The sequence below is a fragment of the Lapidilactobacillus luobeiensis genome (assembly GCF_024345205.1).
GTDB lineage: Bacteria > Bacillota > Bacilli > Lactobacillales > Lactobacillaceae > Lapidilactobacillus > Lapidilactobacillus luobeiensis.
This window is the reverse complement of the sequence record NZ_BROC01000010.1, coordinates 18,707-31,702: the sequence shown is the minus strand read 5'-3', so window position 1 is coordinate 31,702 and position 12,996 is coordinate 18,707. Positions and strand designations below refer to the sequence as shown.

Below are 12,996 nucleotides of genomic sequence, written 5' to 3'. Positions count from 1 at the left end.
TAGTGGGGCTCCAGGTCGACTGGAAAGCTATCGCCGATGGGTGGGGAACCATGCAATTAACGACCGTGGTTAGTAGTCACAATTTTTAAATTGGTGATACCAGCGCAGTCTGTTTGATGAACAAACCTAGCTCTCAGCAAATCACCCGAATCAGTCGGCTTTCCACCCAAGAATTGTTAAGGAAACAAGTAGAGCTGTTCAACCTACGTAAAGTGTCCCGACCTCCTGATCCGAATCTGTTGATATTGTAGTACCACCCCAAAAAGGGCAATTGATTGACCTCTAGCTCGCAAAACCACTTCATCAGATACCCAACTTCGATTGCAGATAGGCTCAATTCTGCCAAGCAACCGCCTCAGGGCGTGTGGCTCAGCAGTGAAATTTGTCTTAGTGATTTATCACTTAGACAAAGGCTCGCTTTGAAGACAAGCCGCCGGTTTTGCGGATTGGCTTCAAACGATGCCCACTGCGTTCCAGCCACCATAAACGCCCTGAGGCGGTTGCGTCAACATCCAAACCCGGCAACACCTATAAGCAAGCGGAGAAATAAATACAGAAACGGCACTTTGCAAATCGGCGCAAAACTATCATTCAACTTCATTTAACAAAGAGCCACAAAAAGCAGCCTACCGACGATCGGCAGGCTGCTTAAATTGTTTTTTTATTTGAAAATACCAGCAAAATCAGCACCAACGCTGATTTTCGGCTAATGTTGAGCTAAAAAGTAATGCCGCGTCGTCTGTAAAGCGACTTGATCCATGATCTTCTTGCCATACTCACTTAATACCTCGGCAGTCACCGTGGTGCGTTCACCATATTCATTGGCGATCGCCAACGCGTCCTCGACTGAGATATCATGCATATCATCAACGAAGAAAACAAGTTCCAGATAATATTGATCCTGATACCGATACAGATTCGAGATCCCCGATTCGATCCGCAACGCATCGGCCAATTGGATCAGCGCCTCGAAGTCAGGTAATCTCAGAACCAATTGTTGATAATCGACATCGCCATCTTCCAAATAACGACTAAGTTCATCTTCGTCATCTTCGTCAGAACTTTGTAATTTCTTCTGTAGTGCGGCTAATTGACCCTTGTTCTGATGTTGTTTACTATTTATCCGCCGTTTTTGTAGCGCTGATTCTAATTGTGCGCGATCCGCCAACTCATCTTCATCCAATTTGCTGATCAGCAATTCCAAGCCACCCTTGTTGGGCATCACCTGAAAAGTGACAGCGTCATTATCGGCAAACATATGATCTTCATCTACTTCTTCGAGAATACTATAGAAAAATTTCTCGATCTGTTGATGATTTGCCAAAAGATCCAAAATCTTGACACCGCGTTCCTCCAGATCTTCACGACCAAGGATCACGCGAATCGTATTCTCATCGATCCGTTCCATTTCCATTAGGTCCACCTCATTTCTGTGACCAGCAGCCATCGCCTCTAAAAGCCAATGACCCTATTCTTGCAGTATACTACACTGTTCAGATTAAGAAAACCACCTCATCGCTTTTTCATTGACAAAAAGTCGATCAGGGCTATACTAACTATTAATAAGTAAGATCCTAACGATTTTAACACAAAAAAATATGGAACGATAGCAAAATGCCTCATTCCATATCTGCTTATTCAATAAAGTTAGTTAAACACCGTAGCGTTTAATAGCCAGCCATCTGTTGAGCTTGTTGCAATTCCAATGCCCGAACTTCCCGGGGGAGGAAGCGGCGGATCTCATCTTCATTGTAACCAACTTGCAACCGCTTGTCGTCCATAATGATCGGACGCCGTAAAAGACCAGGATTCTGTTCGACCAGATCCAATAATTCATCCATAGTTAGGTCATCTAAATCGATCCCTAATTCTTGGAAAATCTTAGAACGAGTCGAAATGATCTCTTCAGTACCATCTTCGGTCATGCGCAAGATTTGTTTGATCTCATCTTTGCTTAGCGGATCAGAGAAGATATTACGTTCTTCAAACGGTATATTATGTTCTTTCAACCAGGCACGGGCTTTACGGCAAGATGTGCAACTTGGTGATGTATATAAATTTACCATGACATTCGCTCCCTTATTACGCGATTATGAACATAATCCTTATCAATTCACAAGTACATTATACCCACTAATTAAGAAAAAATCTAGTCCTTTTGATAAAAAAATTGTAAAGAATTTGAAACATAAGAATGATTTAAGAAATATACAATCTTGATATATCAACTAATAGCAGGATATTCACTTGCTATAATTTAATGTGTACTAATAAGAATAGCTTATGATTTTGATAATCTCTTTTAGTTAACAGCTTGTCACTTGTGAACAGTGCCGTTGTCATGGTAATGAAAAGGGTTTCTTAGTTTTCCGTTTGCGGCGGTGAATAAATTTTAATTGATTTCAATTATTTTCCCAGTTTGAGCCAAAGTGATTGGTATAGTTGGCGCGACCGCCTGCGCCTCATGGAGTAAGCGCTGATGATCGATCTGTTGAGGTAAGTGACTGAGCAATAAGCGCTGCACTTGACCACTCAAGGCGACCTGTGCCGACTGGGACGCGGTCATATGCCATAAGCGCCCCGTTTTCCCGTTAACGAAATTGGTATCGGTGATCAGTAGGTCCGCCTTGTGGGCAAACTGCCCTAATTCAGGAAAATAGGCGGAATCCGCTGTGAAAACCAACACTTTATTTTCTTCGTTTTCAATCCGGACCGCGTAAGTTGGCACTGGATGGATCGTGCGTAAGAAAGTGACCGATAAAGGCCCCAACCGTAATGTCTCGGCGGGATCGTAGGCCTGACCACTAGTTGCCTGCGCCCAAGTCAAACTGGCAAAATTCAAAGGATCTTCTGTATTGCCATAGATCGGCAAGACCGCCTCCCGTCGTGGACCCTGATGTAACTGCCAGTAGTACTGCAACACGCCGACATCAGCAATATGGTCATGATGATAATGGGTCAATAAGACCGCGTTCAATTGCAATGGATCCAGCCGCTGTTCCAGCTGACTCAGCACACCGCTTCCACAATCCAACAATAGTCGATAATCCTGTTCTTCGATCAAAAAGCCCGTTGTCCCCGCTGTAGCCGTGGGGTAGCCACCGTAATAACCCAATACAGTTAATTTCATTTTTGTCATCCTTTCAAGAATCGATCTGCCTCAGCGCAATATCAGATCAAACGTTGCGTGGAGATCTGCGTTGTCCGTAATAAGCGCCGATAATTATAGGCCGTGAATAAATAGAAGAACCAATAAACGAGAAAAACAACCAACGTCAACAAATACAATAGTTTTAACGGCAGATGGTCCAAGTGCCAGCCAACAAAGTGCATGATGAAAAGACCATTGGCGATCCCAAAAAGCACTGGGGTCAGAAAGATCCGCCGATTCTGCCGGTCCGAATAGCGGAGCAACTCGTCTTCAGCCACACCTAGTTTTTTCATAGTCAGATAATCGAAACGGTTCTGTTCGACCTGAGACAGCTGCCGCAGGGAAAAGACGCTGGCCCAGGCGAAAGTCATCAATAAGGCCAATAAGCTGATAACGAAGATCACCACGCCTAAGACTCGCCGCAGCATGACTTGGAAAGGCCCACGAACAGAATAACTATTGCTTGAATAGGTGATCAGATCCCCCGACTTTTTCTGACCGGTAACACTTGTTTTGAGCCAAGATTTTCGCAAGTCGGGATCAGCGTGATAAGTCATTTTCCGCAGATTCTTGCTGGCGAAAGACGCGTGATCGATCTTGCGGAGAAAAGCGCTGTCCGGCGCCATTTTTTTGATCCGATAACCGGTCAGCCGGCGGGGCGGATCGCTATGCAATTGCTCAAAAAACGCGTCCGGCACCACCAGTAGATCTGCATAGAACAAGGAGTTGCCAAAAGGATATTGACGCGAGTAACCACTGATCGCCAATTGGGGCAGGCCTGGTTGGGCAAACTTGATTTTATTTTGGCGGAGAACTCGTGCCGGTAATTTCTGATATTGAAAATTATAAGAAATATAAAGCGCTTGGCGTTCTTGGAGTATCAGCGGCGGTAAACCGCGCTGATGCCGTTGGACCCGGCGGTAAGCCGAACTGGGGATAACTTCCACTGGCATATTGCGCTGACCCATGATCTCGCGACTGTGAGGACCGCGCATTTGCGCCGGGACTGCCTTGACCTGAATACTCGTCAACCGCTCCAACTGACCGCCTTGACCGCGGATCTCTTGCGCCACTTGGTCATGGTAAGCCTGATCCACCGCCAGATCAACTGGCGCCTCCTCGTCCAAGTCACGATAATTATCCGCGTAACTGACCGCGGCGATCCCTAATAACACCACTGAGGCCGTGACAAAAACAGTCGTCAAGGTCAACGACTGATGATGACGCCGAAACTCACTGCCGGTCATCGCCAGATCGAGGATCCGTTGATGGCGATAGGCCCATTCCGATTGCCGTAAATGCGCGCAAAGTTGGGGCAAAGTATTGCGAAAAACAAACCACACCCCTAACATGAGCGCCATAAAAATCAGCAAGGTATTCAAAGAGGCGCGGTCGGCTAAACGAAACGGTTCTAACCAATTCAATTTGAAGATCGCCAAATAACTCCCCACGACTAACAAAGGGCCTAGCCAAGCCAATAAGCGGGCCAACCAGGGCGCAGTCATTGGCTGATCGGTACTTTGTTCAGGGTTGAGTAGGCGCACTGGACGCAGCTGAAAGATCCGAATCGCATCGAGCACGCCGACGATCATAAAAATAACCAAATAAGCCACGCTGACATCCCGCAGACCAATCAAGGACCACCAATGGTTCGTTTCTTGACTGATCCCCATGAAGCGCAGCAGCAACATGGCAAATAATTTATTCGTCAACATCCCTAAAACCAAGCCAGCCAGTAGTGCCAAGACCTCACCTAGCAAAGTCTCCAGAAAGAACAGCCAAGCGATCTGCCCTCGTGATAATCCGGAGACGATCAAGAGACCGAATTCAGAATGGCGTTGATATACAAAAAAACGGTTGGCGTAGAAAATGATCAATAAGCTGAAAACCAGCAAGGCCACTAACAAAATCAATAATAGCCCTAAAATCGGATTAAGCCGGTTCATTTTCAAAATGATCGGATTTTCAAACGTGGTCAAGCAGTCATAGGAGATCATCACCAACAGGGCGATCGCGACCAGATATAACACGCGCCCCGCTAAGTGCTGGCGAAAATTTTTAAAGGCGATTTTTGAAATCACTAAGATTACCCCCACCAATAGCTGCCTGCATGTCAATGATTTGATGGAAAAATTGCCGGCGACTGCCAGAACGCACGACCTCAGAATAAAGGGCGCCATCCTTAATGAAAATGATCCGATTGCAATAACTGGCGGTAAACGCGTCATGGGTCACCATCATGATCGTGGTCTCGTCCTCCAAATTGATCGTGGCCAAGTATTGCAACAACTCAGTCGCGGACTTGGAATCCAAACTTCCGGTAGGTTCATCTGCGAAAACGATCTGCGGCCGAGTCATCAAGGCCCGCGCCGCCGCGACCCGCTGCTTTTGACCCATTGAAAGTTCATTGGGGTAGCGGCTCATCAATTCAGCCAAGTTCAAGCGCTCACTGAAATAAGCCAACCGTTGCTCGACTTGGTCAGCAGGCAGACGCAACATCGACAAGATCATGACCAAATTTTCCCGGACCGATAAGGCTGGCAATAAATTGAAATCTTGAAAGATAAAGCCAATATTATTGCGCCGAAATTCGGCCAGATCCCGCTCTGGCAAAGTGGTGATCTCTTGCCCCGCCAAATAGACCCGCCCCATCGTCGGCTGGTCGATCGTTGACATCACGTTCAACAAGGTTGTTTTCCCGGCGCCAGAGGGGCCCATCACCCCAACAAATTCGCCGCGCTCGATCTTAAAACTAATATTGTTCAGCGCTCGGACCAAGTTCTGCCGCGCGCCGAAATTCTTGCTGACTTGTTTCACTTCCGCCATTCGCATCAATCTTCCCCATTTCTCAATGCCACCGTCGTTACTTACATTTTACACGGAAATGCCCTAAGACAACACTAACACTTTTGTAACCAGAAAGTGGCTGGGACGCCGAAGGATCTTTTGTCAGGGTCACGGTCGGGCGTCGACCTGAGCAAATCGCGCTATCAGGATGCTGTACTCACAAGGGTGATGCGCACTGACCGGCCAATATCGCTGGCGCTCACAGCAAAATCGCCATCAACAAAAAACGAACACCACCAAGGGTATTCGTTCAATATTTGTCAACAATCAGACGCCATCGCCTTGACTGTCAGCTTATTTGAGGTCAGCTGTCGCCCAATGGTTGATCGGACCAAACTTATGACCGACGGCGATCGGTTGGGCGATCGCCGTATGAACAAATTTCTTCGCCAAGCGGATCGCTGCCGCCGGAGTCTGACCTTTCGCCAATTCCGCCGCGATCACAGCCGACAATGAATCGCCAGTTCCGTTGACGTGGTCGGTTTTGACATAGGGTTCCGCCAGCCAGAAGGACTCTCCCGTCGCAGTCAGCACAAAATCGCGAACTTCACGTTGGTGCTCGTCATCATGACGCCCCTTGATCATCACATTTTTCGCACCGGCCGCTTGCAATTGCCGCGCTGCGGTCATGATCTGCTCATCAGTCGCCAACTCTAGGCCGGTCAGTTTTTGCGCTTCAAAAAAGTTCGGTGTCAACACCGTCGCCAAGGGTAATAATCGCCGGCGAAAAGTCTGATAGGCTTCTTCTTCTAATAACATCGCGCCGTGCTTGGTAATGATCACGGGATCGACCACCAAAGGACCAAAATCATATTTTTCATAACAATCCGCCACCACATTGATCACTGTGGCATCGGCCAACATACCAGTTTTCGCGGCCCGGATCTTAAAATCCTTGGCTAAAGTCGCGAATTGTTGGGCGATAAACTCCGCCGGCATGACTTGGGCCGCTTCGATCCCGTAGGAATTCCCCGAAACCGCCGCCGTCAAGATCCCCATACCATAAACATGACGCATGAAAAAACTATGCAGATCGGCAGGCATCCCGGCGCTGCCGTCTGAATCATTGCCGGCGATGGTCACGACTTGGATCTGTTCATTAGTCATTGTACTCCCCCTCTTTTTCTAGAAACCCATTTTGACTACCTGGACTATTATAATAGCTCAGCAATGGAAAGTGGATCGTCAAGGTCGTCCCCACACCGACCGTTGAACAAACGCTGATCTGATGACCTAATTTCTGGGCCAATTTCTGGGCCAAATATAAGCCGAGACCAGTCGCGTGGGTGTCCGCATGTCGGCCATTGGCACCGGTAAAACCTTTATCAAAGATCCGCGGCAGATCCGCTTCTGGGATCCCCACACCATTATCGGTGATCTTCAAGTCCAGACCGCGACGATCCGAAACCACGGCGATCGTGATCTCGCCTGCAGGTGGCGTATATTTCAAACTATTAGCAATGATCTGCTGAATAATAAAACTAAGCCATTTTTGATCGGTCAGCACCGTATAATCCAAATTTTTGCGTTCGAGCCGAATTTTTTTATGGATGAAATAATTCATATTATCACGGACGACTGGATTGATGATCGCCTTCAGCGAATATTCTTGGATCAAATAATCATTGGCGAAATGACTCAGTCGTGAATAATACAAGACCTCTTCGACATAATGGTTCATGCGGTCGATTTCTTCAACCAATTGATCATACTTCTGTTCGCCGATCTCATCTTCCAAACTATCGCTGACCAAACGTAACGCCGCCAGCGGGACCTTGATATCGTGGACCCAACTATCGATAAATTCCCGTTGATCCGCCTGTTCATTGACCAAGCTGTTCAAAACCTGTTGATGCGTCTCCAATAAGGTCTCCGAATAGCGGGCAATCTGACGTTCATCTGAACGTTGCGGATTGACTAACGGGTTATTCAAGATATTGTCCGCGTCAGCGATCCGTTCATCCACCTGGCGATACCAACTCCGCCGACTCCAAAATAAAATAAAGAGAAAGACCGCCAGAAAAATCACCAAAAGTAGATCCAAATAGAGCAGGTTGACCAGCGCGACCGAATTGGAAGGATCTAGCCAAATGACCAAATTAAACAGAACCAAGCCCAACAACCAGAAAACGATCTGCAGAAAGTGATCCCGCAGAAACTTGCCAAATGTCATTCGCGCCACCTCATGGAATCAAATAACCCTGACCAACTTTGGTCACGATGTAATCCTGGATCCCCGCTTTTTCAATTTTACGCCGTAACCGATTAACGTTGACAGTCAGGGTGTTGTCGTCAACGAACCGTTCATCATCCCAAAGCTCGCGCAACAATCGATCTCGCGAAATGATCTTGCCATGTTGGCGCATCATGAACTGCAACAGTTTATATTCATTTTTGGAAAGATTGATCGTCTGCCCCTTGATCTGGGCATCGCCATTTTGCAAATTCAATTTCAGCCCGTTATGTTCCAAAAAATTCGCGTTCGAATCTTGATAATCATAAGTCCGCCGCAGCAAAGCATTGATTTTGGCCAACAGGACCTCCATGGAGAAAGGCTTGTTGACAAAATCGTCCGCCCCCATATTCATCGCCATCACCATGTCCATATTGGTATTGCGCGACGAAATGAAAATGATCGGGATCTGCGAAACTTCGCGGATTTTTTGATTCCAATGAAAACCATCAAAAACCGGCAAATTGATATCCATTAAGACCAAATCAGGTTTGGCCGCCGTAAATTCGGGCATGACTTGATTGAAGTCCTGAATGATGTACGCCTTTAAATCCCATTTTTCAAGATTCTCGGCGATCAATTGGGCGATCGTCGCGTCATCTTCAATAATCATGATTTTAAACATCTTTATCCTCCGCTGAAAGGTCTGCCTTCATGTTACTGGTTTTTCTGAAAAAATACAATACAGAGACGACTGGGAAAGTGTTTGCGCTAACTTTTTTTGGCGTGAATTATTGAGGAAATATGTTTGAATGTTGGCCGTGATGATGCTCGCAGCTTACGCTGCGCGTGGCGTTGGTGGTTGGCAGATGTGGAAGGGCTCCAGGTCGGGCTGGGGGTGGTGGAACGCGGCGGGCATCACTTTGAGCTTTTCGGAAGGGCACCGAAAATCTCAAAGCTGAGCCTTATTGTAGGCGATAAATCGCCAACAATAATATCGCGGCTGACTCACCCCCAGCCCGACCTTCCGCCAGACGAGTGAACAGCCCACCAATGCCAGAGTGTGAACCGACCTGGTCAGCTTCTTAGCATTAGCCTAGCAACTATTTTGGAGGCAGGTTTATGCCTCCGGAATAGTTGCGTAGCTAAGCGAAAGAAGCTAGGTCGGCGAACACGTTTCAACGCCACGCTACGCTCCAGCCGCTCAACGTTATAACATCCGTTTGAGCACTCACGCCAACTTACAAGATGTGGTCAATTGATGGGGACCCACGCAAATGACGACCATGGTTAGTGGTCACAATTTTCAAATTGGTGACACCAACGCAGTCTGTCTGATGAACTGAGGCAAGCTCTTGATGAATCAGCTGAATCGGTCTGTTTCCAGTGATGATCCGTCTAAATGTTTGAGATAAAGCTACTGGCTCTAATCCAAATCAGTTGGCATTGCTGTACCACCAAAAAAGTTGGCGATTGTTTTGACCTCTATCTTGCAAAACTACTTCATCAGATATCCAGCTTCGATTGCAAATAGTCTCAATGCTGCCTAGCAACCACCTCAGGACGTGTGGCTCAGCGGTGAGATTATTCTTAGCGATTTATCGCTTAGAATAAGGCCTGATTTTGAGACAAGCCGCTGGGCTTGCGGATTGGCTCAAAACAGTGCCCACCGCGTTCCAGCCACGACAAACGTCCTGAGGCGGTTGCGTCCCAGCCAAACCCACCAAAACCTGCAATTACGCGAAAAATCCAATCGAGCAGTCCCAGCCGGTTGAACTCACACAGAACCCCCAAAAACCCAAAACAAAAAACACCAACTCGAAGCACCGCCACCAGCCGCATAGGGTTGCAACCTACAAGCCGAGGCACTGTCTTCGAATTGGTATCACGTTTCGTTGGCATATTTCATTTTAAAGAGAGCTCACTTAACTAATTTATCCCAAATCACCACGTCGCCTTGGGCTAAAGAGCGCGGCACGTCAATGATCCGCTGGTTGCGACTACCGCGAAACTGCAGGGTCAGATCCTTTTCCGCTTCCAAAAAGCGACCGTCCACCAGAATATCGATTTTACTTAATAATTCCAATTTATCCGGCGTTTCTTGTTGTAACTCCGCCCAAGTATACCCGGTCCAGGACCAAATATCTTTCGTTGACCCAAAGCGCGCGCGAATCGCGTCAACTAATTTCAAACAGACCTGTGTATTCAAGAAGGGCTCGCCACCTAGCAGCGTCAACCCTTGAACATACGATTGGTCCAGGTCCGTCAGAATCCGTTCTTGGAGCTCATCGGTGTAGGGTTGACCGTAATGGAAATTCTGTGCGGCGGCGTTGTAGCAACCGGGACAAGCGAAGCGACAACCGGAAACATATAAACTGCAACGCACCCCTTCCCCGTCAACGAAATTAAAAGGTTTATAGTCGGCGATATATTGCTGGCTCAGTTGGGCTGCTTGCCATTCACCAGGCTGTGGATTTTTCGGGAGACGCGGCGAACGCCAAGTTACTTTTGTCGTAAAAATCACCCATTTCTTTGTTGATTAGCCACCTGATTATTGCTGAAGCTTAGATGTTTGACCCGGGAAACGATCTCCTCGTGACGGCCATGGACCATTGGCCGTTGATTGGGATTGCCCAAATAACCGCATGTCCGCTTGACCACGTCACAACTAGCTGGGTCAGCGTTACCACACTCAGGACACTTGAAGCCCTTAGCGGTAGGAACGAATTCACCTTTAAACCCACACTTGAAGCATTGGTCGATCGGTGTATTGGTACCTAAATAGCCGATCCGATCATAGCCATAATCCCACACCGCTTCAAGCGCCTTCGGGTTCTGCTTTAAATTAGGATATTCGCAATAATGGATAAAACCGCCGGAACAGTATTGAGGGTAGTCTTTTTCAAAATCTAACTTCTCAAATGGCGTTGGATTCTTGCGCACATCATAATGGAAGCTATTCGTGTAATATTCTTTATCGGTGATATCCTTGATCTTACCGAATTTCTTGGTATCCAAGCGGCAAAAACGATCGGTCAGACTCTCTGACGGCGTTGAATAAACACTGAAATGATAACCATACTCTTGTTCCCAATCCGCGCAATGATCATGTAAAGCCTTGACGACTTTTAGCGTGAACGCCTTGGCTTCAGGATCATGTTCCCAAGTCGGTCCAAAGAAGACTGTCCCCACTTCGTAAAGGCCGATATAGCCTAAAGAAACAGTCGCGCGACTATTCTTGAACAACTCATCAACGGATTGATCTTTCCGGAGCCGTTTGCCAAAAGCACCATATTGATACAGGATCGGCGCGTTATAAGGATGCGCTTGTTTTGCTCGATTGACCTTGAAGACCAACGCCTCTTCACAGACCTGTAAGCGCTGGCTCAGCAGTGACCAGAAACGAGCCTGATCGCCTTTTGATTCAAGCGCGATCCGCGGCAGATTCAAGGTGACCACCCCTAGATTCATTCGCCCTGAATTGACTTCCTGACCATTTTCGTCCTGCCAGCCCTGTAAGAAACTACGGCAACCCATCGGCGCCTTAAAAGAGCCCGTTAACTCAACGATTTTATCATAACTTAAAATATCAGGATACATCCGCTTAGTCGCACATTCCAGCGCCAACTGCTTAACGTCATAATTTGGATCAGTCGGTGCTAGATTCAAACCGCGCTTCAATGTAAAGACCAATTTCGGGAAAATCGCCGTCCGATGTTCTTTGCCGAGACCGAGAATACGGATCTTGAGGATCGACTTTTGAATCTCGCGTTCGATCCAGCTTGTCCCTAAACCAAAACCCAAGGTCGTAAAAGGCGTTTGTCCCTGTGACGAATACAAAGTATTGATCTCATATTCCAACGCCTGCATCGCATCATAAATATCTTTTTTAGTCCGTTTGATCGCGTATTCTTTACGTCGTTCAGGTTCATCGATCCATTCCGCCGCTTCCGCCTCATGTTTGGCCAAATTCCGCTCTGCAAAAGGCGCCAATAGCTCATCGACCCGATCGGCAGAACAGCCACCATACTGACTGGAGGCAACATTGGCAATGATCTGTGCCATCTGCGCCGTGGCCGTTTGGATCGAATGAGGTGGCTCGACCTCCGCATTACCGATCTTGAAACCATGGGTCAACATTTCCTTGAAATCGATCAAACAGCAGTTGGTCATTGGACTATAGGGTTGATAATCCAAGTCGTGCCAATGGATCTCGCCTTTAAGGTGGGCGTTGGCGACTTGCGGCGGCAACATTTTCAACCCGATCGCTTTGGCCACCGTTCCGGAAGTCAGGTCCCGCTGCGTATTAAAAACTTGGCTGTCTTTGTTGGCGTTCTCGTTAACGACAGTCGCGTCCCGATTCAATAATTTTTTGATCGTAAAATTGATATCCGTTGCCTGACTCCGCGCGAAATCTCGCTGGGTCCGATAGCCGATATATTCTTGGGCAATCGAATAGAGGTGGTGATCAAGCAAAGTATGCTCCACGATATTTTGGATCTCATAGATCTTCACATTGGTCGTAAAGCGATCAGTGAGCTCCGCCAGAATATCATCCAAGACATTTTGGAGTTCTTCATCGGAGACTTCTTGCCCATCCTGCTCGGTTTTCGTGGCAGCTTTCTGGATCGCTTGTGCGACCTTCTCCGGTTCAAAAGCCATGATGCGGCCATCACGCTTGATTACATTGACTGTGGTCAGTTTACTTTGTAACGGTGTTTTTAGCTCATCCATTTCAATCGCTCCACTCATTAAAGTCATGATTTATTTACTGATCGTTGCCCAGGACTAACTTCATGATCGGGCAACAGCACCGCGCGCTCGC

The 12,996-nt window shown here is 47.4% G+C and carries 11 protein-coding genes; all 11 read right to left on the bottom strand.

Features of this window, described 5'->3' with window-relative positions; all coding sequences use genetic code 11:
- Positions 1-706 precede the first annotated feature (706 nt).
- The 11 genes from OCU21_RS05020 to nrdD all read right to left on the bottom strand — a co-directional run bounded on the left by OCU21_RS05020 (position 707) and on the right by nrdD (position 12,905).
- Entirely contained in the window at positions 707-1,414 is a 708-nt protein-coding gene (locus tag OCU21_RS05020) for an adaptor protein MecA (protein WP_261806373.1), read from the bottom strand.
- Positions 1,415-1,667: 253 nt separating this feature from the next.
- Positions 1,668-2,066: a transcriptional regulator SpxA gene (gene spxA / locus OCU21_RS05015; protein WP_261806372.1), complete on the bottom strand. Its 399-nt coding sequence runs from the start codon at positions 2,064-2,066 to the stop codon at positions 1,668-1,670.
- 326 nt (positions 2,067-2,392) lie between these two features.
- Positions 2,393-3,130 carry an MBL fold metallo-hydrolase gene (locus tag OCU21_RS05010; RefSeq protein WP_261806371.1) on the bottom strand — a complete coding sequence of 246 codons (738 nt, stop codon included), beginning with the start codon at positions 3,128-3,130 and terminating at the stop codon, positions 2,393-2,395.
- Between the two features lie 41 nt (positions 3,131-3,171).
- A complete protein-coding gene (locus OCU21_RS05005; RefSeq protein ID WP_261806370.1) occupies positions 3,172-5,232 on the bottom strand; it encodes an FtsX-like permease family protein in 2,061 nt (686 codons plus the stop codon).
- Complete coding sequence (locus OCU21_RS05000) at positions 5,210-5,986, bottom strand: ABC transporter ATP-binding protein (RefSeq protein ID WP_309297196.1); 777 nt, start codon at positions 5,984-5,986, stop codon at positions 5,210-5,212. Before OCU21_RS05000 ends, OCU21_RS05005 begins: the two co-directional genes overlap by 23 nt.
- Before the next feature lie 306 nt (positions 5,987-6,292).
- Positions 6,293-7,105 (bottom strand): bifunctional hydroxymethylpyrimidine kinase/phosphomethylpyrimidine kinase, encoded by an 813-nt coding sequence (gene thiD / locus OCU21_RS04995; protein ID WP_261806368.1) that lies wholly within the window; start codon positions 7,103-7,105, stop codon positions 6,293-6,295.
- Positions 7,098-8,171 carry a sensor histidine kinase gene (locus OCU21_RS04990; protein WP_261806367.1) on the bottom strand — a complete coding sequence of 358 codons (1,074 nt, stop codon included), beginning with the start codon at positions 8,169-8,171 and terminating at the stop codon, positions 7,098-7,100. Before OCU21_RS04990 ends, thiD begins: the two co-directional genes overlap by 8 nt.
- A 10-nt stretch (positions 8,172-8,181) precedes the next feature.
- Positions 8,182-8,856: a response regulator transcription factor gene (locus tag OCU21_RS04985; RefSeq protein WP_261806366.1), complete on the bottom strand. Its 675-nt coding sequence runs from the start codon at positions 8,854-8,856 to the stop codon at positions 8,182-8,184.
- 920 nt (positions 8,857-9,776) lie between these two features.
- Entirely contained in the window at positions 9,777-10,013 is a 237-nt protein-coding gene (locus tag OCU21_RS04980) for a hypothetical protein (RefSeq protein WP_261806365.1), read from the bottom strand.
- 79 nt (positions 10,014-10,092) lie between these two features.
- Positions 10,093-10,695 (bottom strand): anaerobic ribonucleoside-triphosphate reductase activating protein, encoded by a 603-nt coding sequence (gene nrdG, locus OCU21_RS04975; RefSeq protein WP_261806364.1) that lies wholly within the window; start codon positions 10,693-10,695, stop codon positions 10,093-10,095.
- Positions 10,692-12,905 carry an anaerobic ribonucleoside-triphosphate reductase gene (gene nrdD / locus OCU21_RS04970; protein WP_261806363.1) on the bottom strand — a complete coding sequence of 738 codons (2,214 nt, stop codon included), beginning with the start codon at positions 12,903-12,905 and terminating at the stop codon, positions 10,692-10,694. Before nrdD ends, nrdG begins: the two co-directional genes overlap by 4 nt.
- Positions 12,906-12,996 lie beyond the last annotated feature (91 nt).

Excerpts from the sequence above, each read along its gene's own strand:
- thiD (WP_261806368.1), bottom strand. The coding sequence starts at position 7,105 with ATGACTAATGAACAGATCCAAGTCGTGACCATCGCCGGCAATGATTCA.
- OCU21_RS05020 (WP_261806373.1), bottom strand. The coding sequence starts at position 1,414 with ATGGAAATGGAACGGATCGATGAGAATACGATTCGCGTGATCCTTGGT.
- OCU21_RS04990 (WP_261806367.1), bottom strand. The coding sequence starts at position 8,171 with ATGACATTTGGCAAGTTTCTGCGGGATCACTTTCTGCAGATCGTTTTC.
- nrdD (WP_261806363.1), bottom strand. The coding sequence starts at position 12,905 with ATGGATGAGCTAAAAACACCGTTACAAAGTAAACTGACCACAGTCAAT.
- OCU21_RS04985 (WP_261806366.1), bottom strand. The coding sequence starts at position 8,856 with ATGTTTAAAATCATGATTATTGAAGATGACGCGACGATCGCCCAATTG.
- spxA (WP_261806372.1), bottom strand. The coding sequence starts at position 2,066 with ATGGTAAATTTATATACATCACCAAGTTGCACATCTTGCCGTAAAGCC.
- OCU21_RS05010 (WP_261806371.1), bottom strand. The coding sequence starts at position 3,130 with ATGAAATTAACTGTATTGGGTTATTACGGTGGCTACCCCACGGCTACA.
- OCU21_RS04980 (WP_261806365.1), bottom strand. The coding sequence starts at position 10,013 with ATGCGGCTGGTGGCGGTGCTTCGAGTTGGTGTTTTTTGTTTTGGGTTT.